Genomic DNA, 26538 nt, shown 5'->3' with positions numbered 1-26538 from the left:
TGCCTCGCCGGGCGAGTATGACAAAAAACCAGACAAAGGAAACCATTAAGTTTCCTAACTTTAAAAAAGCGACAAGAGGCCTGTAGCCCCATAAAAATAAGGCTAATGGCTAGACGGGAGAGCTACGTGGATCAGTAGCCACAGCGAGCAAGACGCCATCCGAATGGTTTTCGGACAGCGGCGCAATACGCAAGCCCTTGATAAATGATTAATTACATTAATCATAGATGATGACCCAGCGAAGCCAACAAGGCCTCGCCGGGATGGCAGCCCACTACTGCTGCGAGGGAAACACCGGCGCCTGGTCCTGCTGCTCAGCCGTCGCTTCCAACGACCGCCCCGCAAGCGTCTGCAGGTACAACGCAAGCACGAACCCGGGCGCTGTCGCCAAGGCGACGTCGACGGGCGGGCTGACGCTGTCGGGGATCAGCTTGCCGCTCGTGTCCTGCTCCTCGTTCAGTTCCTGCTCCACCTTCAGCCCATACCGCTTGAACTGCACGAACCGCGGATCGGTGACCGCGACGGCCGCCAGCGGATCCCAGAAGTACAGGTACTTGCCGATGCCGGGAGCGATGGTCGAGCTTTGCAGGACCTGGGTGAGGAACTGCGCGACCGGGTTGTGGATGCGCGAGAGCTGGGCGACGAAATCCTGGCTGATGGGGATCTGGTTGCAGGCGTTCAGCGCAACCAATTGCACCCGGTTCCCGCCGCCAAAGACGTATTGCGCGCCGAGTGGGTCAACGAAAATGTTCCACTCGGCGACTTTGTTGGTGTAGTACGGCGTGTCGCCCAGGGTATCGATGATGTTCCCTCCGGCACCGGGCTGGACGTACTCCGGCAGCAGGTTGCCACCCATCATGACGATGCGCTCGACCTTGCTGGCCAGCAGGTCTCGCAGCGTCCTGTCTGTCCTGGCCTGCAAAAACAAATGCCCCCAGGTCGTGCCGCCGCCGATCATCAGCACGGTAAAGGGTTGCTTGGCGTTCTCCAGGGTTTCCCTGAGAAAGGCCACCGCATCCGTTCTCGTGGGGTTGGGGTTCGCCCGGGGAAACCGTGCGTCGTAATGCTGGTCCGCCGCCTGGCGGGTTTCGAATGGAAAGGTGTTGCTGTAGACCATGGGCCGCTGGAAGCCGGCGACCACGGGGATCCGCTCGACTTCAGGGTCTTCGAACAGCGTGAGGAAGTGGCTGATGTTCGCCACGCCATGGCTCAGGTGCACGGCACCCACGCCGGTGACGGTGATGCCTTCGACCTTGACCGCGTGGTGCTTGAGCAAATAGCCGATGGCCAGGTAGTCGTCGAAGTCGACATCAGTATCGACGAGCACGTGTGTGAGGGGTTGTACCGACATGTTGGCAGGCCTCCTGGCAATGGATGGGATCATCCTGATGTGCCAGCAAATGCTGGCATCGAGTTAAAAGTAGCACCTCCCGAAAAAAGCGAACGCTCAATGGCGTGGATTGCCTGGGGCAACAGCCAACGTGGCGAGGCACCGGCGTCCTCACCACGCAACGAGCGACCCGACTTACCAGAGCGTCATCGTGTAGCTGACGATCAGGCGGTTTTCATCCAGGTCGTTGCCGAAGTTCGAGCGCACCGATGCGTTGCGCCATTTGAACCCCAGCCCCTTCAACGTCCCGTCTTGCACGACATAGGCAATGTCGGTGTTGCGCTCCCACTCCTTGCCTTCGCCGGGTGCGGCGCGCTGTACGTTGTCGCCGGAAATGTAGCGGGTCATGAAGGTCAGGCCTGGTACGCCCAGCGACGCAAAGTTGTAGTCATAGCGGGCCTGCCACGAACGCTCGTCGATGTTGGCGAAGTCGCCGATCTGCACGAAGTTGACCAGGTACGGGTCACTGCGACTGATGTAGGGGAACGGGTCGTCGCCGCTCATGCGCTGGTAGCCCAGGCCCAGTGCATGCCCGGCGAAGCCATAGGTGAACAGCGCGCCAAAGGCCTGGTTGTCGAGGTTGCGGAAGTTGCCATCTTCGGTACTGCGCGAGTAACGCACGTCACTCTTGAGCGACTGGCCCGCCCCCAGGTCCAGGGTATGCACGAACCCCAGGTAGTTTTGCTGGTAGATGTCCTGCAACTTGCCATAGCGGTACTGCGCCGTCAGGTTCGGCAAAAATTGATAATCCGCCCCGGCAAACTGGAATTTGTCGCTGTTGCCGCCGATGCGGTTGGCGCTCATGTCCTGGTAATCGGTGGAGTCGACGACATTGATCTGCGTAAATTGCCCGCCCGTCAGCTTCAACCGGTCGATTTCCTGCACGCTGGCCAGTCCCCCCTTGAAGGTGGCTGGCAGCAGGCGCGTGTCGTTGGAGCTCACCACCGGGTCCTTGATCTGCAAGGTCCCCAGCTTCAGGGTGCTGTTGGACACGCGCACCTTGGCAGTCAGGCCCAGTTCGCCATAACGGTCTTGAGAACCGCCGGACAAATCCGCAGGCAACAGATTGGTGCCCGCCGTGCCGCCGCCGGAGTCCAGTTTGAAACCCGCCATGCCCAGGGCGTCCAGGCCAAACCCCACGGTGCCTGCGGTGTAGCCCGACTCCAGGCGCAGCAAGAAGCCCTGCGCCCATTCTTCGGCCTTGTCCCGCGCCCCTGTCTGGCGGAAGTCGCGGTTGAAGTAATAGTTGCGCGCTTCCAGGCTGCCTTTGCTGTCGGCGATGAAATCCGCGTGGGCGCTTGGCGCTCCGGCCAGGCTCAAGCCCAGCAGTGTACCGACGGGCTTATAGATCCACGGGAGGGAGGTGAACTGTCGCATGGGTGCTCCTTTTGCGGGCACGAACGAACCCGCTCGGGGCATCGCTTGCGTCCGATGTTTTTATTGTGAAGGCGCTGTGCTGGGAAACGGACGCAGTAGCCTGCGTCGTGGAGCGGATTCTTTGCGCCGCGCTCTGGGAGCGTCAAACGGGAAAAAAGCCGCATCGGACATAAGAAAATTTGATGCCCTGATCGAGCGGTTCTGGAGTAACAATTGCAACCATAAGAACGACAAGCACCAAGAGAGCCTTCATGAACCTCAAATTCCTCGAAACCTTCGTCTGGGTCGCCCGGCTGCAAAGCTTCAGCCTCACCGCCGAGAAAATGTTCAGCACCCAGGCGGCGATCTCCAGCCGGATCGCCTCGTTGGAAGAAGAGCTGGGGCTGCGCCTGTTCGTGCGTGACTCGCGAGGGGTGTCGCTGACGCCCGAAGGCTTGAAGGTACTCGACTACGCCGAGCAGATGCTGGAGGTCCAGCGCGCCTTGAAGCAATCGCTGGACACCCGCAGCCCTCAACAGGGCCTGGTGCGCATCGGCGTGATGGACACGGTGATCCATACCTGGCTCAGCCCGTTGATGTCGATGCTGATGCAGGCCTTTCCCGCCGTCGAAATCGAAATAACCGCCGATGCCGCGCGCAACCTCTGCGAGCAACTGCAAAAGGGTTACCTGGACATCGTGTTCCAGACCGACCTGGTCCGCCACGAAAGCGTGCGCAACCTCGAACTCGCGCACTACCCCATGCACTGGGTGGCCGCCAGCCACTCGATCTACGCCCGGCCCTATGCCTCGCTATTGGAGATGGCCAGCGAGCGCATCATCACGTTCGTCAAGCAGTCGAGGCCGCACCAGGATGTGCTCAACCTGTTGTATGCCCATGGCGTCGGCGCGCCGCGGGTCAGTTGCGTCAACTCGGTGTCGGCCATGACCCGGCTGATTCGCGACGGCTTCGGCATCGGCGCCTTGCCCGCGGCCCTGGTGGCCAAGCCGCTGGCCAGCGGTGAATTGATCACCCTGGAGCCCGGCACGGCCCTGCCCCAGCTTGACGTGGTGGCGTCCTGGCGCGCCGGGGTGGGGCTGGAACTGATCGAGGATATTGTCCAGATGAGTCGCCAGGTGGTCAGCCAATACGCCATCGATGTCGGCCCGCAGCGCATGGTCGCGGCACCGGGCCTGGCCGGTCATAACGTTTAGTTGTCTGTGGGTACCACTATTCCTTGTTGGACGTCATCGCCCGGCCCCTCTAAAAAATGGGCCATCCATCCCTTGGAGATACCGCGATGAGTCAACCCGCTCCGTCCTTCGAACAACTGCGCCAGTACGACCCGCTCGCCCTGCGCCAGAGCATTGCCGCCGGCCAGTACCAGGGCCATACCAGTGGCCTGGGCCAGGGTCGGGTACAAGCCAACATCGTGATACTGCCCGGCGATTGGGCCACCGAGTTCCTGCGCTACTGCACCCTCAATCGACAGGCCTGCCCGGTGCTCGACGTGACAGAGCCGGGCGATCCGTTCTTTCGCAACCTCGGCGCCGCCATCGATATCCGCCATGAGGTGCCGCGCTACCGGGTCTATCGCCACGGCGAACTGAGCGAAGAGCCGCTGGACATCGAACACGTGTGGCAGGATGACCTTGTCGCCTTCGCCCTGGGCTGCTCGTTCTCGTTCGAACAACCGTTGCTCGAAGCCGGCATCTACCTCAGGCACATCGACCTGGGGCGCAACATCGCGATGTTCCGCACCAACATCGACACCCGCCCCACCGCCCGCCTCTCTGGCAAAATGGTCGTGACCATGCGCCCGATGAAAGCTGCCGCGGCGATCCAGGCGATCCAGATCACCGGGCGCATGCCCAATGTCCACGGTGCCCCGGTGCACATCGGCGACCCGTCGCTGATCGGCATCCACGCCCTCGACGCACCGGACTATGGCGATGCCGTGCCGGTCGAAGCGGACGAGATCCCGGTGTTCTGGGCCTGTGGCGTGACACCCCAGTCGGTGGTCCAGGCGTCGCGCCCACCGTTGTGCATCACCCATGCGCCTGGCTGCATGCTGGTGACCGATTTGTGGAACCGCGATTTGTAAGCGTCTAGAAGCCGCATTCACCTGACAGGAACAGACGATGAACACCGTCCAGCAATCGATTCAAGCGTACATCAAGGCCAAGGATGGCAACCGCCCTCACCTGCTGGAGCAAGCGTTCGAAACCCAGGCGATCCTCGACATGATCGTGCGCACCGGCGCCATCTCGTTTCCTGACCACGTCGAAGGCCGTGCAGCCATCGGCGAGGTGCTGGTCAGTCGTTTCGCCCAGACCTTCGAAAACGTCTACACCTTTTGCTTGGGGCCGCCACCGGCAGCGAACCTCGACCGGTTCCAATGCCCGTGGCTGGTGGCGATGTCTGGCAAGGACGGCGGCGAGGCGCGCGTCGGCTGCGGCACGTATGACTGGCAATTCGATCCGGTGTCCAAGCGGGTCGAGCGATTGACCATTACCCTCGAACACATGAAAACCCTGCCGCCGGACAACCTGCCGGCGATCATGACCTGGGTTTCGCGACTGGACTACCCATGGTGCAACGTCGAAGCCGCCCTGGGCGACATCCCCAACCTGGGCGAGCTTGGGGATGTGATCGAGTACCTGGCCAACCGGGAACACCTACGCGCGGCGCAACGGCCGTGACCCACCCAAGGAGCCGCCTCGCGTGAACATCAAGTTTCTTGAAACCTTCGTCTGGGTCGCACGCCTGAAGAGTTTTCGCCTGACGGCGGAGAAACTGTTCACCACCCAGGCTTCCGTCTCTAGTCGCATCGCCGCCCTGGAGGACGAGATGGGTGTGCGCCTGTTCGTGCGCGACGCCAAGGGTGTGTCGCTGACCTCCGAGGGCCAGCGGGTGCTGGAATATGCCGAACGCATCATGGACACCCTGCAAAGCATGAAGGCCGTGATCAAGGACCCACGTCAGGTGCGCGGGCGGATTCGCATCGGTGCCATGGACACGGTCATCCACACCTGGCTCAGCCCCCTGGTGACACGCCTGATGGACTACTACCCGGCGCTGGAGATCGAGCTGTCGGCCGACACCGCGAGCAACCTGTGTTCGCAACTGGAAAAGGGTTACCAGGACATCATTTTCCAAACCGACATCCTGCGCCTGGACAGCGTACGCAATGCACGGCTGGCCCGTTATCCGATGCATTGGCTGGTGCGGACCGGCTCGGCCTATGACCGTCACTACTCGTCACTGGAAGACCTGTCCCAGGAACGCATCGTGACCTTTTCGCGCAATTCCCGGCCACACCAGGACATCCTCAACCTGCTGCACTCGGCCAACATCGTCTCGCCGCGCATCAACTGCGTGAACTCGGTGTCGGCCATCACCCGCCTGGTTCGCGACGGCTTCGGCATCGGTGCCATGCCGGCGGCGCTGGTCCTGGGTGAGCTGGCCCAAGGCACGCTGAAACGGGTCGATGGCGTGCCGTTGCCTTCGGTGATGGACATCGTTGCCAGTTGGCGAACCGGCGCGGGCATGGAGCGGGTGGAAGAAGTCATCAGCCTGACCCGGGACGTGGTGGCGGAATTCGTCGCCGAACTGCCCGCGGAATACCAACTGGCCGCCGACTAACCCCTTCATTGTGAAAGCGGGCTTGCCCGCGAAGACGGCTGCAAATCCGACATCTCCGTTGACTGACACACCGCTTTCGCGGGCAAGCCCGCTCCCACAGGTTCTTCGGCCTACCCGGATGGCATGTCCGACGCCCATTCATTGTGGGAGCGGGCTTGCCCGCGAAGCCCCTGGGCTTCATCAAGCGGCCTGTCAGTGAATTGCAACATCCCCGACTTAATCTGGATCGAGCGCACGGCGGCGACCCGCTGGATGTGCCTGTCTGCCCGCTCGCAATGGTCCAGGGAGTCCGCCATGAAAATCAGTGTATTGGGAAGTGGTTACGTAGGCTTGGTGCAAGCCGCCGTGATGGCCGAGGTCGGCCATGACGTGGTGTGCATGGACGTTGACGAGCAGAAGGTCGAACAACTGCGCCACGGCCAGGTGAGCATCTTCGAGCCAGGGTTGGCGGCGCTGGTGCGGGAGGGGCTGGAGGCCGGGCGCTTGCATTTCACCAGTGATGAGTCACTGGCCGTGCAGCACGGCCAGGTGCTGTTCATCGCCGTGGGCACGCCTTCGCGAGACGATGGCTCGGCCGACCTGAGCCAGGTCATGGCCGTCGGTGAGGCGGTCGCCCGCTACCGGGAGTTGCCGCTCATCGTGGTGGAAAAGTCCACCGTGCCAGTGGGCACCGGTGATCTCCTGCGGGCTCACATCGACAAATGCCTGCTCAAGACCGGACGCTTGTTGCAGTTCGATATCGTGTCCAACCCGGAATTCCTCAAGGAAGGCTCGGCAGTCGCCGATTGCCGCCGCCCGGATCGCATCGTGATCGGCTGCGAACGCGATGAAGTGCGCGCAACCATGCGCGACCTGTACGCTCCGTTCAATCGCAACCACGACCGGGTACTGTTCATGGACGTGCGCAGCGCCGAGCTGACCAAATACGCCGCCAACGGCATGCTGGCGACCAAGATCAGCTTCATCAACCAGATCGCGGAACTGGCCGAGCACCTGGGGGCCGACATCGAATCGGTGCGCCTGGGCATCGGGGCCGACTCGCGCATCGGCTATCACTTCATCTACCCAGGCTGCGGCTATGGCGGCTCGTGCTTCCCCAAGGACATGCGCGCGCTGATCCACAGCGCTGAGCAGGCCCATTGTTCCAGCGACCTGCTGCAAGCGGTGGAATCGATCAACCGCCGGCAGAAACACAAACTGTTCGAACGCATCCATGCTTTCTACAAGGGCGACCTGCGCGGCAAGACCTTTGCGCTGTGGGGCCTGGCCTTCAAGCCCAACACCGACGACATGCGCGACGCGCCGAGCCGTACCCTGCTCGAATCCCTCTGGGCGGCGGGTGCCAGTGTCCGTGCGTTCGACCCCGAGGCCATGCAGCAAACCCAACGGCTCTACCCCAACGAAACGAAGCTCATGTTGATGGGCACGCCGGAGTCGGTGCTGCCGGGGGCCGATGCACTGGTCATTTGCACCGAGTGGCAGGCCTTCAAGGCGCCGGACTTCAACCTGATCCAGCAGCGGCTCAAGGCCCCGGTGATTTTCGACGGGCGCAACCTCTACGACCCGGAGCGCATGCAAGACAAAGGCTTCACCTACTTCCCCATGGGTCGCGGGCAATCGCGCGACCTGCCCATCGCCGAGCAGTCCTGGTTTCAAGCATCCAAGCGTGCTTGAAGCCCTTAACCTCAAAATTAATGAACTCAACCTGCATTAATATGAATTTGTAAGCGTGAGTGACGAACGGCACACTGAGCACCGTTCCTCCCCCAACTGTTGGAACACTTAAAGGGCTTTCAGGGATTCCCCCGTAAGCCCCTTTTTTTGCTCGTTTTTTGGATCGGTGCTTAATGCTCTCTCGCTGGTTCCCCGCTGCTATCAATACCCGTCCCACCGAATGGAGCCGTGCCGCCTTGGGCATGGCCTTGGGAACGATGTTCAGTATCTGGCTCTGTGGCCAGGTGTACGGCTTGGAGGTGGCACAGCACATCATCGGCCCGCTGGGGGCTTCGGCGGTGCTGCTGTTTGCCGTGTCGTCCGGTGCCCTGGCCCAGCCGTGGTCGATCGTGGGCGGCTACCTGTGCGCCTCGGTGGTGGCGGTGCTGGTGGCCCACGTGCTGGGCCGCACTCTGGGCAGCGCCTGCCTGGCGGCCGGCATGGCGCTGGTGCTGATGTGCTGGCTGCGTTGCCTGCACCCACCGGCGGGCGCCGTGGCGGCGACGCTGGTGTTGGCGGACCCGTCCATCGCGGCCCTCGGCTGGCAGGCCGTCGGCGTGACGATGCTGGCTGGCAGTGGCCTGCTGGCCTTTGCACTGGCCTACAACAACCTGACCCGCGTGCGCTACCCCAAGCGCGCCAGCGAGCCGGTGGCGGTCATTCCGGCCGACCACCCGCCCGTCGACCGGCAGGCCATCACCGCCCAGGACCTGAAATTGGCGCTGGCGGAAATGGAAGCCTTCTTCGACGTCACCCCCGAAGATCTTGAGCAATTGGTCCATGCCAGCGAGCGTCATGCCAAGCGTCGCAGCATCACGGAGGTGCTGTCGGGTCGCGGATGATCCTGTGGCTGCTATAAATATGCAGACAGGACCTGCACGTATGCCGGTTGTGCTGTGCAAATTTGCACTGTTACGATCCCGTTCGCATACGCGCCTAAAAAATTGCAAAAGACAATAAAAGCAGGGAGTTAGCGATGACAGCTCAGGTTTCATCACAGGCCAGCGGAACGGTCGCCGCCCAGGTTTACGACGTGCTGGTGGAGGTCCGTAACCACATTGGCCACTTGACCCTGAACCGCCCTGCCGGCCTCAATGCGCTCACCCTGGGCATGGTGCGCAGCTTGCAGCAACAGCTCGATCGCTGGGCCCTCGATCCGCAGATTCACGCGGTGGTCCTGCGCGGTGCCGGCGACAAGGCGTTTTGCGCCGGCGGCGATATCCGCTCGCTGTACGACAGCCACAAGCAGGGCGACACCCTGCATGAAGACTTCTTCGTCGAGGAATACGCCCTCGACCTGACGATCCATCATTACCGCAAGCCGGTCCTCGCCCTCATGGACGGTTTCGTCCTGGGCGGCGGCATGGGCCTGGTGCAAGGCGCCGACCTGCGGGTGGTGACCGAGCGCAGCCGCCTGGGCATGCCAGAGGTCGGGATCGGTTACTTCCCGGACGTAGGCGGCAGTTATTTCCTGCCACGCATTCCGGGTGAGCTGGGCATCTACCTGGGGGTCAGTGGCACCCAGATCCGCGCCGCCGACGCCTTGTATTGCGGGTTGGCCGACTGGTACCTGGACAGCCGGAAACTTGCCCAGCTCGACGAACGCCTCGATCGACTGGAGTGGCATGACACGCCGCTCAAAGACCTGCAAAGCCTGCTGGCGAAGCTGGGTGTGCAGCAGCTGCCGGCGCCCCCCTTGGCTGACTTGCGTGCGGTCATCGATCATTTCTTCGGCCTGCCCGATGTGCCGAGCATGGTCGAGCAATTGCGTCAGGTCACGGTCGCCAACAGCCACGAATGGGCGCTCAAGACCGCCGAACTGCTGGAAACCCGTTCCCCCCTGGCCATGGCCGTGACCCTGGAAATGCTCCGGCGCGGGCGGCACCTGAGCCTGGAAAACTGTTTTGCCCTGGAGCTGCACCTGGACCGTCAATGGTTCGAACGCGGCGACCTGATTGAAGGCGTGCGCGCCTTGCTGATCGACAAAGACAAGAACCCGCGCTGGAACCCTCCCACGTTGCAAGCGCTGGACGCCGGGCACGTGGCCAGTTTCTTCGACGGCTTCGACGACCACGGGAACTGAACATGCACGACCTCGAACTGACCGAAGAACAAGTGATGATCCGCGACATGGCCCGGGACTTCGCCCGCGGCGAAATCGCCCCCCATGCCCAGGCCTGGGAAAAGGCCGGGTGGATCGACGACGCTCTGGTGGCGAAGATGGGCGAACTGGGCCTGCTTGGCATGGTGGTACCGGAAGAATGGGGCGGCACTTATGTCGACTACGTGGCCTATGCCCTGGCGGTGGAAGAGATCTCCGCCGGCGATGGCGCCACCGGTGCACTGATGAGCATCCATAACTCGGTGGGCTGCGGCCCGGTCCTGAACTTCGGCACCGAGGCCCAGAAACAGACGTGGCTGGCCGACCTTGCCAGCGGCCAGGCCATTGGCTGCTTCTGCCTGACCGAACCCCAAGCCGGCTCCGAAGCCCACAACCTGCGCACCCGCGCTGAACTGCGCGACGGCCAGTGGATCATCAACGGCGCCAAGCAATTCGTCAGCAATGGCAAGCGGGCAAAACTGGCGATCGTCTTCGCCGTGACCGACCCGGACCTGGGCAAGAAAGGCATCTCGGCGTTCCTGGTGCCCACCGATACCCCGGGGTTCATCGTCGACCGCACCGAGCACAAGATGGGCATCCGTGCCTCGGACACCTGCGCGGTGACCTTGAGCAATTGCGCGATCCCTGAGGCGAACCTGCTGGGTGCACGTGGCAAAGGCCTGGCCATCGCCCTCTCCAACCTCGAAGGCGGCCGCATCGGCATTGCCGCGCAGGCCCTGGGCATCGCCCGCGCCGCATTCGAAGCGGCGCTGGCCTACTCGCGTGACCGAGTGCAATTCGACAAGCCGATCGGCGAACACCAGAGCGTCGCCAATCTGCTGGCCGACATGCACACCCGCCTGAACGCCGCCCGCCTGCTCATCCTCCATGCCGCCCGCCTGCGCAGCGCTGGCAAACCCTGCCTGTCGGAAGCCTCCCAGGCCAAGCTGTTCGCCTCCGAAATCGCCGAGAAAGTCTGCTCCTCGGCCATCCAGATTCATGGCGGGTACGGTTATCTGGAGGATTACCCGGTGGAACGCTACTACCGCGATGCGCGGATTACCCAGATCTATGAAGGGTCGAGCGAGATCCAGCGGATGGTGATTGCCCGGGAATTGAAACACTACCTGGTGTGATCGCTTAAAAAGCATCGCGAGCAAGCTCGCTCCCACAGGGTCCAGTGGCGTACACAAAGGCTGCGTACACCTGAGATCCAGTGTGGGAGCGGGCTTGCTCGCGAAAGCGTTAGGTCAGTCACTTCTATGCTGGGTGTGCCGGCGTCTTCGCGGGCAAGCCCGCTCCCACAGGGTCCAGTGGCGTACACAAAGGCTGCGTACACCTGAGATCCAGTGTGGGAGCGAGCTTGCTCGCGAAAGCGTTAGATCAGCCACTTCTATGCTGGGTGTGCCGGCGTCTTCGCGAGCAAGCTCGCTCCCACAGGGTCCAGTGGCGTACACAAAGGCTGCGTACACCTGAGATCCAGTGTGGGAGCGGGCTTGCTCGCGAAAGCGTTAGGTCAGTCACTTCTATGCTGGGTGTGCCGGCGTCTTCGCGGGCAAGCCCGCTCCCACAGGGTCCAGTGGCGTACACAAAGGTTGCATGCACCCCAAATCCCCTGTGGGAGCGAGCTTGCTCGCGATGGCGCCAGTGACGGCGTCGGGTTACTTGTCCTGGAACTCCGCCGCCCGCTTCGCCACGAATGCCGCCATGCCTTCCTTCTGATCCTGCGTCGCGAACGCGGCGTGGAACACCCGGCGCTCGAAGCGCACGCCCTCGGACAGGCTGACCTCGAAGGCGCGGTTGACGCTTTCCTTGACCATCATGCTGATCGGCACCGACTTGGAGGCAATCAGCGCCGCCGTCTTCAGCGCATCATCCAGCAGCTCATCGGCCGGTACGATCCGCGCCACGATGCCGCAACGCTCGGCTTCCACCGCGTCGATAAAGCGCCCGGTCAGGCACATTTCCATGGCCTTGGCCTTGCCCACCGCGCGGGTCAGGCGCTGGGTGCCGCCCATGCCCGGGAGCACACCGAGGTTGATTTCCGGCTGGCCGAACTTGGCGTTGTCCCCGGCCAGGATGAAGTCGCACATCAACGCCAGCTCGCAACCACCACCCAAGGCAAAGCCGTTCACCGCCGCAATGATCGGCTTGCGCCGGTTGGCCACCCGATCGCTGTCGCTGAACAAATCATCCAGGTAGATCTGCGGATAGGTCAGTTCAGCCATTTCCTTGATGTCGGCACCGGCGGCAAAGGCCTTCTTCGAGCCGGTCAGCACGATGCAACCAATCTTCGGATCGGCCTCCAGGCTGTCCAGTGCCTGGTTCAATTCACTGACGATCTGGGCGTTCAGGGCATTCAATGCCTGAGGGCGGTTGAGCGTGATCAGGCCGACGCGGTCCTTGATCTCCAATAGAATCGTTTCGTAGCTCATGCAGCACTCCTGTTCAAAGATTGCGCGAAATGACCATGCGCTGGATGTCGCTGGTGCCTTCGTAGATCTGGCAGACGCGCACGTCGCGGTAGATGCGTTCCAGCGGGAAGTCGTTGAGGTAACCGTAACCGCCCAGGGTTTGCAATGCCATCGAGCAGACTTTTTCGGCCATTTCCGAGGCGAACAGCTTCGCCATGGAGGCCTCCACCAGCGCCGGCTGGCCGTTGTCCCGCAGCGCGGCGGCGTAGTGCACCATCTGCCGGGCCACGGCGATCTGGGTCGCCATGTCGGCCAGGCGGAACGCCACGGCCTGATGCTCGATGAGGGCCTTGCCGAAGCTTTCCCGCTCCCGGGCATAGTCCCGGGCCGCCTCGAACGCGGCGCGGGCCATGCCCACCGATTGCGCCGCGATGCCGACCCGGCCGCCTTCCAGGTTCGCCAGGGCAATCCTGTAGCCTTCGCCCTCCTCACCCAGCCGATTGGCCACCGGCACCTTCACGTCCTCAAAAAGAATCTGGCAGGTGTCCGAGGCGTGCTGACCAAGCTTGTCCTCGACCCGCGCCACGGTGTAGCCCGGCGAATCGGTGGGCACGACGAACGCACTGATGCCGCGTTTGCCAGCCGCCGGATCCGTCACCGCAAACACGATCACCACCCCGGCGTTCTGCCCGGAGGTGATGAACTGCTTGCAACCATTGAGTACGTAATGATCCCCGTCCAGCCGTGCCCGGGTCTTCAGGCTGCTGGCGTCCGAACCGGCCTGGGGCTCGGTCAGGGCGAACGCGCCCAGCATCGCGCCGCTGGCCAGCGGCGTGAGGAACCGGGCCTTCTGTTCGTCGTTGCCGAAGGTCAGGATCGGCACGCAGCCCACCGAGTTGTGCACGCTCATGATCGTCGAGCACGCCCCGTCACCGGCGGCGATTTCTTCCAAGGCCATGGCGTAGGCCAGGTAGCCGGTGTCGCAACCGCCCCACTGCTCCGGCACGAGCATGCCGAAGAAGCCCAGCTCGGCCATTTCACCTATGGCTTCCTTGGGAAAGCGGTGCTCGCGGTCCCACTCGGCCGCGAACGGTTTCAAACGCTCCTGGGCAAATTGCCGGGCGGCGTTGCTGATGTGTGTCTGTTCTTCAGTCGGGAGCATGGGGGTTCCTCAATACAGGCATTCGACAGCCATGGCCGTGGCTTCGCCGCCGCCGATGCAAATGGCCGCGACGCCGCGCTTGAGGCCCTTCTGGCGCAAGGCCGACAGCAGGGTAACCAGGATTCGCGCCCCGGACGCACCAATGGGGTGACCCAACGCGCAGGCACCGCCATGGACGTTGACCTTGTCATGGGGGATTTCCAGCTTGCCCATGGTCACCAGGCCCACCACGGCGAAGGCTTCGTTGACCTCGAACAGGTCGATGTCAGCCACGGACCAGCCGGTCTTCTTCAGCAGTTTCTTCACCGCGCCAACGGGAGCGGTCGGGAACAGACTCGGGGTGTCGGCGAACGCCGCATGGCCGTGAATCACCGCCAGGGGCTTCAAGCCACGCTGGGTCGCCTGGCTCTGGCGCATCAGCACCAGGGCGGCGGCCCCGTCGGAAATCGAACTGGCATTGGCCGCCGTCACCGTACCGCCGTCACGGAACGCCGGCTTGAGCGAGGCGATCTTGTCGATTCGCGCCTTGGGTGGTTGCTCGTCGTGGCGCACCGTCACCTGCTCCTTGCCGACCATGACCTGCAGCGGCACGATCTCGGCATCGAAGCGGCCGTCCTTGATCGCCTGCTGGGCCCGGGTGGTGGAGGCAATGGCGAAGGCGTCCTGGGCCTCGCGGCTGAAACCGTTGGCTTCGGCGCAATCCTCGGCAAAGGTGCCCATCAGGCGGCCCTTGTCGTAGGCGTCTTCCAGGCCGTCGAGGAACATGTGGTCGAGCACCTTGCCGTGGCCCATCCGATACCCGCTGCGGGCACGGTCGAGCAAGTAAGGCGCGTTGGACATGCTTTCCATGCCGCCGGCCACGACCACGTCGGCGCTGCCGGCAACGAGCATGTCGTGGGCCAGGATCGTCGCTTCCATGCCCGAGCCGCACATCTTGTTCAGGGTGGTGCAACGGGTCGAATTGTCGAGCCCGGCACCCAGCGCAGCCTGGCGCGCCGGGGCCTGGCCGAGGCCGGCCGCCAGCACGCAACCGAACAGCACTTCTTCCACGCTGTCGGCCGCAATACCGGCGCGTTCCACCGCGGCCTTGATGGCCGCCGCGCCCAATTGCGGGGCGCTGAGGCTCTTGAGTTCGCCCTGGAAACCGCCCATGGGGGTGCGGACGGCGCTGACGATGACAATCGGATCGTTGGACATGACAAGTGCTCCTTATTTGGCGGCCATGCGCAAGGCACCGTCGAGACGGATCACCTCACCGTTGAGCATGCTGTTTTCAATGATATGCCGCACCAGCGCCGCGTACTCGTCCGGTTTGCCCAGGCGTGGCGGGAATGGCACGCCGGCGGCCAGCGAGTCGCGCACCTCAGGGGTCATGCCGGCCATCATCGGGGTTTCGAAAATGCCCGGGGCGATGGTCATCACCCGGATGCCGAAACGCGCCAGCTCCCGGGCGGCCGGCAGGGTCAGGCTGGCGATGGCGCCCTTGGACGCCGCATAGGCCGCCTGGCCGATCTGGCCGTCGAACGCCGCCACCGAGGCCGTGTTGATGATCACCCCGCGCTCACCGTCGGCGTTTGCCTCGGTTTCGGCGATGGCCGCAGCCGCCAGGCGCAACAGGTTGAAGCTGCCGATCAGGTTGACGTTGATCACCTGGCTGAAGCTGGCCAACCCGTGGGGGCCGTGCTTGCCCAGGATCTTCTCGCCGCGCACGATGCCCGCGCAATTCACCAGGCCATTGAGGCCACCAAAGGCATCGACCGTGGCCTTGACCGCGGCTTGCGCCGCCGCTTCGTCGCTGATGTCCGCCACCACGCTGTGGCAACCCAGTTTCTGCGCCCGGGCCGCCACGGCGTCGGCGTTGAGGTCCACCAGCATCACCTGGGCGCCGGCCTTGACCAGCATCTCGCCGGTGGCCGCACCGAGGCCGGACGCACCGCCGCTGACGAGGAAAATCTTGCTGTCGATCTGCATCATGGTTTCCTTGGGTTCAAGCTGAAACGTTCTGCACCGCGGCTTCTTGGGCCTTGGCGATTTCCTGGTTGCGCAAGATAAAGCGCTGCAACTTGCCGCTTGGGGTTTTCGGCAAGTCACTGACAAATTCGATTTCACGGGGATACGCATGGGCAGCCAGGCGCTTGCGCACGTGTTGGCGAAGTTCCTCGGCCAACGCCGGGTCGGCGCGGTATTGGGCACTGAGCACGACGAACGCCTTCACCAACTCGGTACGCTCCAGGTCAGGCTTGCCGACCACCGCGGCCTCGACCACCGCCGGGTGTTCGATCAGGGCGCTTTCCACATCGAACGGGCCGACGCGATAGCCAGAGGTGGTGATCACGTCATCGCTGCGGCCGACGAAACTGATGCTGCCGTCCGGGTTCAGCTCGACGGTATCGCCGCTCAGGTAATAGTCGCCCACGAACGCCTTGGTCGGCCCGCCCTGGTAACCAGCGAACCAGCACATGGGCGATTGGCTGCGATCCACGGCGAGGATTCCCGGCTGGCCGACGCCCAGTTCCTGATGCTGGTCATCCAGTACCACGATCCGGTGGCCCGGCGAGGCGAAGCCGGCGGCCCCCAGGTGCACCGGATGTTCGAGCCCGTGGTGGTTGCACAGCACCATGCCCAGCTCGGTCTGGCCGTAATGGTCGTGGATGACCACGCCCAGGTGATCGGCGAACCAGCGGATCACTTCCGGGTTCAACGGTTCGCCGGCGCTGCTGACAATGCGCAGCTTGCCCTTGATCGACCGGGCGAACTGCTCGCCCCCGGCGATCAGCATGCGATAGGCCGTGGGCGACCCCGTGAGATTGGTGATGCCGTACTTGTTGATCACCCGGCAGGTGCTTTCCAGGGTGAACGGGCCATCGTAGAAGGTGATCGGGTGCCCCATCGCCAGGGGACCGGTCACGCCAAAGTAGATGCCGTAGGCCCAGCCCGGGTCGGCGAGGTTCCAGAAAGCGTCTTCGGGGCGCAGGTCCACGGCATCACGGGTGTAGCTCTGGAACGCCACGATGGCCTTGAGCGGCACCGACAGCGCCTTCGCAGGCCCGGTGGTGCCGGAGGTGAACATCAGCAGGAACGGGTCTTCGCCGGTGAGCATCACCGGTTCGCACTGGTTGGAATGGTTCGTCACTTCGGCCCAGAAACTGTAGTCGCCGCGCACGATGCCTCGGCCCTGTTCACCGCCGACCGTGACCACGGTGGGGCAACCGGCGACTTCGGCGAGTTTCGGTCGGTTGACCGCGTCGGTGACTACCAGGCGCGCACCGGAACTGCCCAGGCGATGCTCGATGGCCTTGGGCCCGAACGCGGTGAACAACGGCTGGTACACCGCCCCGATGCGCCAGGTGGCGAGCACCACGATCAGCAACTCGGCGGTGCGCGGCAGCAGACCGGCCACTTTGTCGCCCTTGCCTACCCCATGGGCCAGCAGGAAATTGGCGAAGCGTGCGGCCTGGTCCTGCAAGTCGCGGAACGTCCAGGTCGCCTCGCGGCCATCACGCCCTTCCCAGAACAAGGCGATGTGCCCCGGCAAGGCATGCCGGTCGCAACATTCGACACAGGCGTTGAGTGCCTCGAGCGAGCCATGCAGGGCGGCGTTGACGGTGCCTGGGTAGTCGAACTGGGAAATGGCCGACGAGTAATCGCGCATGAGCAGAATCCCTCTGTACTTTTTATTGGTTGGGGAGCCGTAGACAGCAGGGAAATACTCGCGCCGATGGGCGGGGGCGGCAATGGTCAAAGCCATCAAGTTGCTTGACTGGTTTGGCCATGGTTCAGGGTGGGGACAGAGGCCGCTCCCACGCAAAGGCATACACCTTGTCCAATTCGGCCACCTGGCAGTGGTGGTTGTCCGCCTCGGCCCCCACCAGGAACCATTCGGCCCTGGAGGTACCGCCCACGCGACGGGCTTTCTGCGGATCGTAGCAGCGGGCCATTTCCTTGCCAGGCACCAGGACGAAAGCCTGCGGGTGGCTGCGCAGCCACTGGGCGGAATGTTCCAGCGAATGACGGTTGTAGAAACCGAAATGCACCACCGGCTGGCGGGCGAACAACCAATGCCCCTCGCGCCAACCGACCAGGGCCAGCTCGGCGCCGCCGGTCAGTTGCGCCACATCGCGCATGAGGGTTTCGTGAGGGTTGAGGCCTTCTTTGTGGGGCTCGATGAAACCACGGGCAAACCAGGCGCACAGCCAGAACACCGTCAATGCCGTGAAGACCCACCGGCCCCTGGGGCGCTGGCGGAACCAACGGCGCAGCATCCACGGGAGCAACGGCGCGGCGATCAACACCAGGGCTGGCAACGCCGGGAAGATGTACAGCTTGCGCTTGCCGCTGCTCAGGCTGAAAAACAGCAACACCAGCAGCACCCAGCCCAGCAGCACCAACACTCGCCCATCGTGCTTGCGCAACTGTTTGCGCCAGGCCGGCACCAGCCAGGGCAGCATGAAGACCAGCGGCAGCCAGTATTTCGGAATCACGTGGACGAAGAAATACCAGAAGGGTTCACGATGCTCCCAGGCGTTGGCGTAACGGCTGGCCGTCTGCTTGAACAGGATTTCCTGGGCGTACGCCAGGCTGTCGGCACCGCCCTGCCCCACGATCAGCAGCAACGGCCCCAGCCACAGCGCAATGGCGGCCAACGCCACCAGCAAGCCCAACCACCATGCCCCGGCCTTGCCGGGCATCGGCACCACGCCTTTCCAACCTTTACGCACCGCATAAGCATAGGGAAACAGCATCAACGCCGGCAGAAAGCCCACACCCTTGCTGATGATGCCCAACCCCATCGCGGCGCAGGCCACGTAGTACCAGCGCCAGGCCGGTCCCAGCAACAGGTGCCGGCACAGGCCATAGATCCCGAGGATGGTCCAGAGCGCGAGGAAGCCGTCGATTTGCCCGGTGCGCAAAATGCTGTAGGTCTGGTAGGTCGCCAGGAACAACAGCGCGGCGATCACCCCGATACGCCGTCCCCACAGCCGGCGCCCCAGGTCATACAGGCACGCCGTGGTCACGGCGCTCGCCACCAGCGCCGGCAGGTACAGCGCGACTTTCGGCAGATGGGTGAGCTGCACGAAGAGCGCCACCGTCCACATGAACAGCGGCGGTTTGTCTGCGTAGATCTCGCCGGCGCGGTGGGGAATGAACCACGATCCGTTCTGCAGCATTTCCAGGGCCACGCCGAGGAAACGCTCCTCGTCGACATTCATCGGTTGGCGCCATCCGAGACCGGCACCCACCATCACCAGTGCCAGCAACACCAGGGCCAGCAGCTCCCACCGCGAAGAAGCCAAGCGTATCCGCACCGGTCAGCCCTTTTGGTCCAGTTCATGGTTGGCTTGCTCGGCCTGCTTGGCGATCAACTGCAAATTGCGCAGGTACACCACGAAGCCGAACGACTGGCCGACGATGAAGACCGGATCCTGGCGGTAGATGGCATAGGCCAGCAACAGTGCACTGCCGACGATGCTCAAGTACCAGAACCCTACGGGGATCAGGCTGCGCTTTTTGTACTCGCTGTAGAGCCACTGCAGGGCGAAACGCCCGGTGAACGCCAACTGGCCGCCGAAGCCAACCGCCAGCCATATCGATTCTCTGCCCATTTCAGACCTCGGTTTCTTGTGCGTTGACGTCCAGCCGCGTGCGCTTTATCAGCCACCACACCCCAAACAGATCGACAATGCCCACCAGGGCGCGGTCGAGGTTGCCGTAGTTGGAAACCCCGGCCCCGCGCTCACGGTGGTTGACCGGCTGCACCAGCATTCGGCCGTTGTGGCGGCGGATCAGCGCAGGAATGAAACGGTGCATGTGGTCGAAGTACGGCAGGCGCAGAAACGCCTGGCGCTCGATCAACTTGATGCCGCAACCGGTGTCGGGCGTCTGGTCCTTCAGCAGGCCGGCGCGCAACTTGTTGGCAAATCGCGACGCCCAGCGCTTGCTCGCCGTGTCCCGGCGGTTGACCCGGTGCCCGGCCACCAGCTTGACGCTGCCTGGCTGGCCTTCGGAGCCGCGCACCAGCTCAATCATCCCGGGCAGGTCGGCCGGATCGTTCTGACCATCACCGTCGAGGGTGGCCAACCAATGCCCACGCGCCACCTCGGCAGCGTGATGGATCGACGTGCTTTGCCCCAGGGAACGGGCATGGGTGAGCACGCGCAACTGCGGGTAGTCGCCGCTGTCGTGCAGCGTGCGCAATTGCGCGGCGGTGGCGTCGGTGCTGCCGTCGTCCACCACGATGACCTCGAAGGCTTCATCGGCTAATGCGGCACGCACCTCTTCGAGCAACGGAATGAGGTTGCCTGCTTCGTTCTTCGCCGGAATCAGGACCGACACATAGGGATCTTGCTGCATGACGCTCCCGCTAGAGGATGGAAAAGGAAGGGATTAGACGCCGTAATAGCCGCGGTACCAGTCAACGAACGCCTGCACGCCCACAGGCACCGCAACCTGCGGCCGGAAGCCCACGCGCGCTTCCAGTTCGCGGGTGTCCGCCCAGGTGTTGACCACGTCGCCTGCCTGCAACGGCATGCCATGCTTGATCGCACGAATGCCCAGGGACTCTTCCAGGCATTCGATGAACTGCAGCAACTGGACCGGCGCGCCAAATCCGATGTTGTAGACCTTGTTGCGCACCGCGCCCGTCTCGGCCGGTGGCAACGGCAACAGCCGCACCAGGGCCTCCACGATGTCGTCGATGTAGGTGAAATCCCGCGACATGGCGCCGTCGTTGTAGACCTCCAGAGGCCGGCCACCCAGGATCGCCTCGGTGAACTTGAACGGCGCCATGTCGGGGCGTCCCCATGGCCCGTACACGGTAAAGAAGCGCAGGCCGGTGGTGGGAATGCCGTACAGGTGCGAGTACGCGTGGGCCATCAGTTCGTTGGCGCGCTTGGTGGCCGCGTAAAAGGACACCGGCTGGTCGACGGGGTCATCCGTGCTGTAAGGCAGGCGATCATTCAAGCCATAGACCGAGCTGCTCGAAGCGAACACCAGGTGCGCCGGCCTATGGGCCCGACAGGCTTCCAACACATTGAGGAAGCCCACCAGGTTGCTTTGCGCGTAGACGTCGGGATGGTCGATGGAATAGCGCACCCCCGCCTGGGCGGCCAGGTGGACGACATGGTCGAACGCATGCCGGGCGAACAGATCCAGCAACGCCGGCTTGTCCGCCACGTCCATCCGCTGGAACTGGAATTGACTGCACGTGGCCAACTGCGCGAGCCGGGCGTGTTTCAGCTCGACGCTGTAGTAGCTGTTGAGGTTGTCGATGCCAATGACTTGATGGCCATCGCGGCATAGCCGCCTGGCGGTATGGAACCCGATGAAACCGGCGACACCGGTGACCAGGATTTTCATCGGGCGCGCCTTAACGCGATCCCGGCCAATGCATGTTCCCGCAAACCGACACAATCGTTACCCACAACGGTCATTTCCATTCACTACTCTGCTCGATGGCCTGTTTTTTCTATACCGAGGCTTATAGCAAGCAGACGTGACAGATTTATGAGCGCCGACCCGGTCGGGTCAGTGGGCGTCGTTGAGGATCAGGCTCCGATAGTGCCCCGGGTTGGATCCGGACCACTTGCGAAACGCCTTGTAGAAGGAACTGGCGTCGGCAAAGCCCAGGCGCGTGGCGATCTCGACGAAGCTGATGGCGGGCTCGGCCAGCCAGGCGATTGCCAACTCTCGACGCACGCTGTCCTTGAGGCCTTGATACGTCTGGCCCTCCTCTGCCAGGCGGCGACGCAGGGTGGACGCCGAGACGCACAACTGCTGGGCCAGGGTTTCGGTTTCCGGCCACTGTTCGGCGGGCAGTTGCCGCAGGTCGTGGCGGATGCGGCTGGCCAGGCTCTGCGGGTCGCGGTACTTGACCAGGATATTGGCCGGGGCGTGGGCCAGGAACCGCTTGAGTTCCTCGGGGCTGCGTCGGATGGGCAAGTCCAGGCACTCGGCGGCGAAGATCATTCGCGTGCGCGGCCGGTCGAAGCGCAGGTTCTGGGAAAACATCACCCGGTAGTCGTCGCAGAAGTCCGGCGCCGGGCAGCGCAGTTCGACGGAAAGAATCGGAATGCGTCGCCCCGCCAACCAGCAGGCCACGCCATGGACGATCATCCAATAGGTGAAATAGGTAAAGGCCCGCTGCGGTGCCTGATCGTCTTCGCAAAGGACGATTTCCGCCAGGCTTTGCTGGCGCACCCACTGCGCCGGCAGGTGTTCGAGCATCAGCGAAAGAAAGCCCAGCCCGGCCGTCAACCCCGCCGCCAGCGTCGGCTGGGCCATGGCGCACTGGCAGAGAAACGCCAGGCTGCCGGACCTGAGCTTGCGCGGGTCCATGCCGAAGAATTCGTCATCCAGGCGCCGCGCCAGCAAGCGCCAGAGCCGCGCATAAGCATGAGCCGGCACTCGGGCCTGAGGATCGTCCAGCAGCGCCGGGTCGATGCCGACCTTGCTCAGAACCTCGGCGCTGGCCGCACCGGGGGCGCAGCTTTGCAGCAGCGCCTCGCGGACCAGTTGAATGGAGATAGTGTCTTTTTCAGACACGACGCGGCTGTTCACAGGATCCGGTAAAGCAGCCGTTCTATCCGCACCCGGCTGACCCGTTTCAGGAACTTGGCAACGGCAGCCGGGTAATCCGGCAGGCTTTCAAGGTCCAGGAAGCGCTCGATCCGACGCGTGTGGCGGTAGATCTGCTCAAGCTCGGCCCGACGAGGTTCCAGCAGCTCGCCCTTGGGATCGTCCAGCAACAGGGCGTTTTCCAGGTCCAGGCGAAAGGCACGCGGGTTGAGGTTGTTGCCGGTCAACAAGGTGTAGCGCTCGTCGACCCACATGCCCTTGAGGTGATAGGTGTTGTCGCCATCGCGCCACAGGTGCAGGTTCAACTGGCCGCTGTCGATGTAGCGCTGGTGGCGCTTGGCGAAGCGCCGCAAGCTGATTTCGTACAGGTAGGGCAACGCCGCGATGATCTTGAACGGCTCGCTGGGCGGAATATAGAAATCGTTGGCGGTCTTGTCGCCGACGATGATGTCGATCCTGACCCCGCGGGCCAGGGCGCGATTGAGTTCGCGGGTCACGGCCAGCGGCAGGTTGAAGTATGGCGTGCAGATGGTCAGTTGCTGGCGGCTGCTGGCGATCAACTCGCCGATGACCCGGCTCAGCGGGTTGTTCTTGCCCACGCCCAGCAACGGACTGACCGACAGGCCACTCTTGTCGAGGCTGCCGGCGGTGGTGTCATAGGCCGCGTATTTCAAGCGGCTGCGCAAGTCGCCGATGTCCTTGCGCAGGCTTCGGGTGCTCGGCAGGTTCGGCAAGTCCAGGCGATGCACCGCCCTGGAAGTGACCAGGCCATGTTGCACCAGGTGATGCATGGAATCGGCCAGCGCGGTGTTGTGCAGCAGGTGGTAGCGGTCGTAACGGTACTTGTCGAACTTGTGCAAGTAGACGTTGTTCAGGCTGGCCCCGCTGTAGAGCACGCAGTCGTCGATCACGAAGCCCTTCAAGTGCAGCACGCCGAACAGCTCGCGGGTCTGCACCGGTACGCCGTAGATCGGCACTTCGCTGTCGTGCAGGCGGGTTTGTTCCTGGTACCACGCCGAGTTGCCCGGCTGCTTCTTGGCGCCGATCAGGCCCCGCTGGGCCCGCAGCCAGTCCACCACCACGACCACGTCCAGTTCCGGACGGGCCGCCTTGGCGGCATGCAGGGCATCGAGGATTTCCTGGCCGGCTTCGTCCTGTTGCAGGTACAGGGCGACGATATAAATGCGCTGGGTAGCCTGGGCGATTTTCTCCAGCAGGCAACGGCGGAACTGGGCAGCGCCATCGAGGATGGTCACCGCCTCGGCGGTCAGTGCAAAGCTGCGCAGCTTGGGCAGCAGAGAGCGTTTGAAAAGCGACGGCATAGGGCTCGCAAAAGGTCGATTCCGAAGAACGGATGAGCTTACACCATGGATCGGCTCGGGTCTTCCCGTCGTCATGAAAAAAACATTTGACCAAGGAGAACGATCGTTCTACTGTCTATTCCATGAATGAAATTACTAGCAGTGAAACACGAGACATCATTCTCGATGTCGCCGAAAAGTTGATCTATAAAAGTGGCATTGCGGCCACCGGCATGGACCTTCTGGTGAAAACCGCCGGCGTCTCGAGAAAAAGTATCTACCGTTACTTCGCCAATAAGGACGACCTGATCGTGGCCGCCCTCAAGCGTCGCGATGAACGCTGGATGCACTGGTTCAGCAGCGAGGTCGACAAGGCACCGACCCCCGCCGCGCGCTTGCTCAACCTGTTCACCGTTCTCAAGGGCTGGTTCGACAGCGAGGGCTTTCGCGGTTGCGCGTTCATCAACACCAGCGGTGAGACCGGCGATCCCGAGGATCCGGTCCGCCAGTTAGCGAAGTTGCACAAACAGAAGTTGCTCGACTACGTCACCCGACTGTGTGCCGACCAGGGTGTCGAAAAACCCGATGCGCTGGCCCGCCAACTGCTGATCCTGATCGACGGCGCCATCACCGTGGCGCTGGTGATGGGCGATCACGGCGCGGCCGACCAGGCCCGGGACATGCTGGGCAGCTTGCTGAAGCTGGACGAATCAAACGTATGACCCATTGAACCGCTGTGCCCTTCATTTATCCATTGGAGATCTGCCATGTCTGCCTCTTCCGACGTTCGCCCGCCTTTGCCGCCCTTCACCCGTGAATCGGCCATCGAGAAAGTCCGCCTGGCCGAAGACGGCTGGAACTCCCGCGATCCGCAGCGGGTGTCACTGGCCTATACGCTGGACACCCAATGGCGCAACCGCGCCGAGTTCGCCCATAACCGCGAGGAAGCCAAGGCCTTCCTGACCCGCAAATGGGCCAAGGAACTGGACTACCGGCTGATCAAGGAACTCTGGGCGTTCACCGACAACCGCATCGCCGTGCGCTACGCCTACGAATGGCACGACGACTCGGGCAACTGGTTCCGCTCCTACGGCAATGAGAACTGGGAATTCGACGAGCACGGGTTGATGGCCAACCGCTTTGCCTGCATCAACGACATGCCGATCAAGGAAAGCGAGCGCAAATTCCACTGGCCCCTGGGCCGCCGCCCGGACGATCACCCAGGGTTGTCCGACTTGGGGTTGTAAGGGCTGAATCGGCAGCCGCCGCAACGAACAGGTTGGCTGCCAGGCCGTTTTCGCGGGCAAGCCCGCTCCCACAGGGATCAGGTACAGCCGCAAGAGCCAGGTCGGTTTTGAAGCCGCCTCGGCAAGCTTCTGATCTGGGGCGCCCCGTTAACCACGAGGGCCGAACGCAAGTGTTGCGCAGTGGAAAACCCGGCATGGATGCCGGGTGCTGAGCCATGAAGGGCCCTTCGCGGCCCACGGAGCCAGGTCTGCGTTCGGGCACACCGAGCCTGAGCGAGGTGCCGAGTGGTGGGGCTTGGGTTGCTATTGGCAGGTCCGGCTCCCGGCTTTTCCAAGAGTGACCACTGTAAGACCGCAACTCTAAGCGGCCATTACGGCAGCAATGGATATGTACACAGATACACCTATACGCCAGCAGCCAAGCCTCTTCGTCAACCCCGCCTGTCAACGGCCCAGCAAAAAAGCCAATAACGTCGCCGCACAAGCTTCGATGCTTCCCTCCAGGATCAACTCATACCCATGGGTATTCTCCGTGGGGATCGCGATGCAACCGCCCTTGGCCGAGATCCCGCTGCCCATGATCGCGCTGGCGTCGCTGGCGAAATCCACCAGCAATGCAAACTGCGGCTCTAGCCCGCAGTGCTTGCCGGCACGATACAACCGGTCGACGATGTCGCGGCTATAACAGCCTTTCTCATCGCCGGTATTGATGATCGGGTTGACGCTCAGTTGCGTACCGTATTCTGCCGCCACCGGCCCAACCTCGACCGCCACGCTGACTTCCCCCGGCAAATGACTCGCCGCATACAGCGCGCCAGCGTTGGACTCTTCCTCCTGGGTGGTGAAGACAAAGTACACATCATCAGCCACCTCGCCCCGGCGCAGGGCCAGTAAAGCAGCAGTCTGCAACGTCGCGACCATGGGCGCGCGGTCGTCGAGAAAGTGCGCAGCTATGGCATCGTTGACTCGAAACGGGCGGCGCCAGTGCTGGCTCAGGACCACCCGAGTTCCCGGTCGCACACCATGCTTCTGCAACTGCTCGACCGAGCAGCGGGTAATCACATGGACATCGTCCCAATGCACATTCCCCGACAGCACGTCGGCGCCCTGGTGGGTTTCGCCCGTGCAGTGCATTGAGCCGAACGACAACACACCAGGGATGAAACCGCGGTCGCCGAGGATGTCCACCGGGCAGACGCCGAAGTTCACCGGGTTGGCACCGCCCAAGGCCAGCACCCGCAGGGTTCCGTCGGGTTCGATGCCCTTGACCAGCATGGCGATTTCGTCCAAGTGCGCCATGATCCGCACCGGTGCGTGACTGTCGCCGGCCGTACCGGTGCCCTTGATCAGCCCGATAACGTTACCGGCCGGATCGGTCCAGGTTTTATCGCAGTGGGGCTCCAGCTCTCGCAAGCATAGGCTGCGCACTTCGTCTTCCTGGCCGCCCGGACCACGGGCCATCAGCAACTCTTCCAACAGGGGCAATGTAGAGGGGTTGACGTGCATGGGTGAACGCTCTCCTTTTCCGCGCGGTTGACGCCACTTGTCTTCTTGAGGCCGCCCTTAGGGGGAAAAATTGACTGAATCACCCTTTAACCGGACGAACGGCCTTAAGCTCGAAGAGAGGCAGGCAGA

24 protein-coding genes are annotated in these 26538 nt (G+C 63.0%); 10 read left to right on the top strand and 14 right to left on the bottom strand.

The features are described 5' to 3' along the window. Positions 1-274 precede the first annotated feature (274 nt). Both AD664_RS03565 and AD664_RS03560 read right to left on the bottom strand, forming a co-directional pair. Positions 275-1351, bottom strand: coding sequence for a nucleoside hydrolase (locus tag AD664_RS03565; protein WP_053144441.1), 1077 nt, complete (start codon positions 1349-1351; stop codon positions 275-277). 174 nt (positions 1352-1525) lie between these two features. Further along, positions 1526-2767: an OprD family porin gene (locus tag AD664_RS03560; protein WP_053144440.1), complete on the bottom strand. Its 1242-nt coding sequence runs from the start codon at positions 2765-2767 to the stop codon at positions 1526-1528. Between the two features lie 251 nt (positions 2768-3018). Here AD664_RS03560 and AD664_RS03555 point away from each other — a divergent pair, with 251 nt between their 5' ends. The 8 genes from AD664_RS03555 (at position 3019) to AD664_RS03515 (ending at position 11341) form a co-directional block, all read left to right on the top strand. Further along, complete coding sequence (locus tag AD664_RS03555; RefSeq protein WP_053144438.1) at positions 3019-3960, top strand: LysR family transcriptional regulator; 942 nt, start codon at positions 3019-3021, stop codon at positions 3958-3960. An 86-nt stretch (positions 3961-4046) separates the two neighbouring features. Then, complete coding sequence (locus AD664_RS03550) at positions 4047-4850, top strand: putative hydro-lyase (RefSeq protein ID WP_047739309.1); 804 nt, start codon at positions 4047-4049, stop codon at positions 4848-4850. 37 nt (positions 4851-4887) lie between these two features. After that, positions 4888-5448: a hypothetical protein gene (locus tag AD664_RS03545; protein WP_053144435.1), complete on the top strand. Its 561-nt coding sequence runs from the start codon at positions 4888-4890 to the stop codon at positions 5446-5448. A 22-nt stretch (positions 5449-5470) separates the two neighbouring features. Next, complete coding sequence (locus tag AD664_RS03540; protein ID WP_053144433.1) at positions 5471-6391, top strand: LysR family transcriptional regulator; 921 nt, start codon at positions 5471-5473, stop codon at positions 6389-6391. 294 nt (positions 6392-6685) lie between these two features. After that, positions 6686-8065, top strand: coding sequence for a UDP-glucose/GDP-mannose dehydrogenase family protein (locus AD664_RS03530; protein ID WP_053144429.1), 1380 nt, complete (start codon positions 6686-6688; stop codon positions 8063-8065). Positions 8066-8238: 173 nt separating this feature from the next. After that, the gene (locus AD664_RS03525; protein WP_042728092.1) at positions 8239-8946 is read left to right on the top strand and encodes an HPP family protein; all 708 of its coding nucleotides are present in this window, start codon (positions 8239-8241) and stop codon (positions 8944-8946) included. A 134-nt stretch (positions 8947-9080) separates the two neighbouring features. Next, the gene (locus AD664_RS03520) at positions 9081-10187 is read left to right on the top strand and encodes an enoyl-CoA hydratase/isomerase family protein (protein WP_042728093.1); all 1107 of its coding nucleotides are present in this window, start codon (positions 9081-9083) and stop codon (positions 10185-10187) included. A gap of 2 nt (positions 10188-10189) precedes the next feature. Beyond that, positions 10190-11341, top strand: a complete 1152-nt coding sequence (locus AD664_RS03515) for an acyl-CoA dehydrogenase family protein (RefSeq protein WP_042728094.1) — start codon at positions 10190-10192, stop codon at positions 11339-11341. Between the two features lie 525 nt (positions 11342-11866). On the opposite strand, the gene AD664_RS03510 is transcribed toward AD664_RS03515, so the two are convergent. The 11 genes from AD664_RS03510 to pssA all read right to left on the bottom strand — a co-directional run bounded on the left by AD664_RS03510 (position 11867) and on the right by pssA (position 23677). Further along, complete coding sequence (locus tag AD664_RS03510) at positions 11867-12640, bottom strand: enoyl-CoA hydratase (RefSeq protein WP_024617255.1); 774 nt, start codon at positions 12638-12640, stop codon at positions 11867-11869. Positions 12641-12653: 13 nt separating this feature from the next. Continuing rightward, the gene (locus AD664_RS03505; RefSeq protein ID WP_053144427.1) at positions 12654-13781 is read right to left on the bottom strand and encodes an acyl-CoA dehydrogenase; all 1128 of its coding nucleotides are present in this window, start codon (positions 13779-13781) and stop codon (positions 12654-12656) included. A gap of 9 nt (positions 13782-13790) precedes the next feature. Next, positions 13791-14978 carry an acetyl-CoA C-acyltransferase gene (locus tag AD664_RS03500; RefSeq protein WP_053144425.1) on the bottom strand — a complete coding sequence of 396 codons (1188 nt, stop codon included), beginning with the start codon at positions 14976-14978 and terminating at the stop codon, positions 13791-13793. Positions 14979-14990: 12 nt separating this feature from the next. After that, on the bottom strand, positions 14991-15752 hold the full coding sequence (locus AD664_RS03495) for an SDR family NAD(P)-dependent oxidoreductase (RefSeq protein ID WP_053144423.1): 762 nt from the start codon (positions 15750-15752) through the stop codon (positions 14991-14993). A 16-nt stretch (positions 15753-15768) separates the two neighbouring features. Then, positions 15769-17433 carry an AMP-binding protein gene (locus AD664_RS03490; protein ID WP_053144421.1) on the bottom strand — a complete coding sequence of 555 codons (1665 nt, stop codon included), beginning with the start codon at positions 17431-17433 and terminating at the stop codon, positions 15769-15771. 124 nt (positions 17434-17557) lie between these two features. After that, positions 17558-19024 carry a glycosyltransferase family 39 protein gene (locus AD664_RS03485; RefSeq protein WP_053144719.1) on the bottom strand — a complete coding sequence of 489 codons (1467 nt, stop codon included), beginning with the start codon at positions 19022-19024 and terminating at the stop codon, positions 17558-17560. A gap of 66 nt (positions 19025-19090) precedes the next feature. Beyond that, a complete protein-coding gene (locus tag AD664_RS03480) occupies positions 19091-19384 on the bottom strand; it encodes a lipid-A-disaccharide synthase N-terminal domain-containing protein (RefSeq protein ID WP_053144419.1) in 294 nt (97 codons plus the stop codon). 1 nt (position 19385) lies between these two features. After that, positions 19386-20132: a glycosyltransferase family 2 protein gene (locus AD664_RS03475; protein ID WP_053144417.1), complete on the bottom strand. Its 747-nt coding sequence runs from the start codon at positions 20130-20132 to the stop codon at positions 19386-19388. 33 nt (positions 20133-20165) lie between these two features. Then, positions 20166-21137 carry an NAD-dependent epimerase/dehydratase family protein gene (locus AD664_RS03470; protein ID WP_053144415.1) on the bottom strand — a complete coding sequence of 324 codons (972 nt, stop codon included), beginning with the start codon at positions 21135-21137 and terminating at the stop codon, positions 20166-20168. A gap of 168 nt (positions 21138-21305) precedes the next feature. Then, positions 21306-22322 carry an AraC family transcriptional regulator gene (locus AD664_RS03465; protein WP_042728122.1) on the bottom strand — a complete coding sequence of 339 codons (1017 nt, stop codon included), beginning with the start codon at positions 22320-22322 and terminating at the stop codon, positions 21306-21308. 11 nt (positions 22323-22333) lie between these two features. Next, positions 22334-23677: a CDP-diacylglycerol--serine O-phosphatidyltransferase gene (pssA, locus tag AD664_RS03460; RefSeq protein WP_053144413.1), complete on the bottom strand. Its 1344-nt coding sequence runs from the start codon at positions 23675-23677 to the stop codon at positions 22334-22336. Positions 23678-23799: 122 nt separating this feature from the next. Between pssA and AD664_RS03455 the strand changes: the two genes are divergently transcribed. Together AD664_RS03455 and AD664_RS03450 are read left to right on the top strand one after the other, a co-directional pair. Next, positions 23800-24378 carry a TetR/AcrR family transcriptional regulator gene (locus AD664_RS03455; protein WP_053144411.1) on the top strand — a complete coding sequence of 193 codons (579 nt, stop codon included), beginning with the start codon at positions 23800-23802 and terminating at the stop codon, positions 24376-24378. 45 nt (positions 24379-24423) lie between these two features. Further along, positions 24424-24903 (top strand): nuclear transport factor 2 family protein, encoded by a 480-nt coding sequence (locus AD664_RS03450; protein ID WP_042728105.1) that lies wholly within the window; start codon positions 24424-24426, stop codon positions 24901-24903. Positions 24904-25347: 444 nt separating this feature from the next. Here AD664_RS03450 and AD664_RS03445 read toward each other — a convergent pair whose 3' ends face one another. After that, positions 25348-26409 (bottom strand): peptidase M42, encoded by a 1062-nt coding sequence (locus AD664_RS03445; protein ID WP_053144409.1) that lies wholly within the window; start codon positions 26407-26409, stop codon positions 25348-25350. Between the last annotated feature and the right edge of the window lie 129 nt (positions 26410-26538).

Source organism: Pseudomonas sp. P97.38, assembly GCF_001269745.1.
GTDB lineage: Bacteria > Pseudomonadota > Gammaproteobacteria > Pseudomonadales > Pseudomonadaceae > Aquipseudomonas > Aquipseudomonas chlororaphis_E.
The sequence above is the reverse complement of the archived record's forward strand: the minus strand, read 5'-3'. Positions and strand labels throughout refer to the sequence as shown.

Excerpts from the sequence above, each read along its gene's own strand:
- AD664_RS03555 (WP_053144438.1), top strand. The coding sequence starts at position 3,019 with ATGAACCTCAAATTCCTCGAAACCTTCGTCTGGGTCGCCCGGCTGCAA.
- AD664_RS03515 (WP_042728094.1), top strand. The coding sequence starts at position 10,190 with ATGCACGACCTCGAACTGACCGAAGAACAAGTGATGATCCGCGACATG.
- AD664_RS03560 (WP_053144440.1), bottom strand. The coding sequence starts at position 2,767 with ATGCGACAGTTCACCTCCCTCCCGTGGATCTATAAGCCCGTCGGTACA.
- AD664_RS03470 (WP_053144415.1), bottom strand. The coding sequence starts at position 21,137 with ATGAAAATCCTGGTCACCGGTGTCGCCGGTTTCATCGGGTTCCATACC.
- AD664_RS03565 (WP_053144441.1), bottom strand. The coding sequence starts at position 1,351 with ATGTCGGTACAACCCCTCACACACGTGCTCGTCGATACTGATGTCGAC.
- AD664_RS03510 (WP_024617255.1), bottom strand. The coding sequence starts at position 12,640 with ATGAGCTACGAAACGATTCTATTGGAGATCAAGGACCGCGTCGGCCTG.
- AD664_RS03490 (WP_053144421.1), bottom strand. The coding sequence starts at position 17,433 with ATGCGCGATTACTCGTCGGCCATTTCCCAGTTCGACTACCCAGGCACC.
- AD664_RS03530 (WP_053144429.1), top strand. The coding sequence starts at position 6,686 with ATGAAAATCAGTGTATTGGGAAGTGGTTACGTAGGCTTGGTGCAAGCC.
- AD664_RS03525 (WP_042728092.1), top strand. The coding sequence starts at position 8,239 with ATGCTCTCTCGCTGGTTCCCCGCTGCTATCAATACCCGTCCCACCGAA.
- AD664_RS03550 (WP_047739309.1), top strand. The coding sequence starts at position 4,047 with ATGAGTCAACCCGCTCCGTCCTTCGAACAACTGCGCCAGTACGACCCG.
- AD664_RS03455 (WP_053144411.1), top strand. The coding sequence starts at position 23,800 with ATGAATGAAATTACTAGCAGTGAAACACGAGACATCATTCTCGATGTC.
- AD664_RS03495 (WP_053144423.1), bottom strand. The coding sequence starts at position 15,752 with ATGCAGATCGACAGCAAGATTTTCCTCGTCAGCGGCGGTGCGTCCGGC.
- AD664_RS03485 (WP_053144719.1), bottom strand. The coding sequence starts at position 19,024 with ATGGTGGGTGCCGGTCTCGGATGGCGCCAACCGATGAATGTCGACGAG.
- AD664_RS03445 (WP_053144409.1), bottom strand. The coding sequence starts at position 26,409 with ATGCACGTCAACCCCTCTACATTGCCCCTGTTGGAAGAGTTGCTGATG.
- AD664_RS03500 (WP_053144425.1), bottom strand. The coding sequence starts at position 14,978 with ATGTCCAACGATCCGATTGTCATCGTCAGCGCCGTCCGCACCCCCATG.
- AD664_RS03545 (WP_053144435.1), top strand. The coding sequence starts at position 4,888 with ATGAACACCGTCCAGCAATCGATTCAAGCGTACATCAAGGCCAAGGAT.
- AD664_RS03505 (WP_053144427.1), bottom strand. The coding sequence starts at position 13,781 with ATGCTCCCGACTGAAGAACAGACACACATCAGCAACGCCGCCCGGCAA.
- AD664_RS03520 (WP_042728093.1), top strand. The coding sequence starts at position 9,081 with ATGACAGCTCAGGTTTCATCACAGGCCAGCGGAACGGTCGCCGCCCAG.
- AD664_RS03480 (WP_053144419.1), bottom strand. The coding sequence starts at position 19,384 with ATGGGCAGAGAATCGATATGGCTGGCGGTTGGCTTCGGCGGCCAGTTG.
- pssA (WP_053144413.1), bottom strand. The coding sequence starts at position 23,677 with ATGCCGTCGCTTTTCAAACGCTCTCTGCTGCCCAAGCTGCGCAGCTTT.
- AD664_RS03475 (WP_053144417.1), bottom strand. The coding sequence starts at position 20,132 with ATGCAGCAAGATCCCTATGTGTCGGTCCTGATTCCGGCGAAGAACGAA.
- AD664_RS03450 (WP_042728105.1), top strand. The coding sequence starts at position 24,424 with ATGTCTGCCTCTTCCGACGTTCGCCCGCCTTTGCCGCCCTTCACCCGT.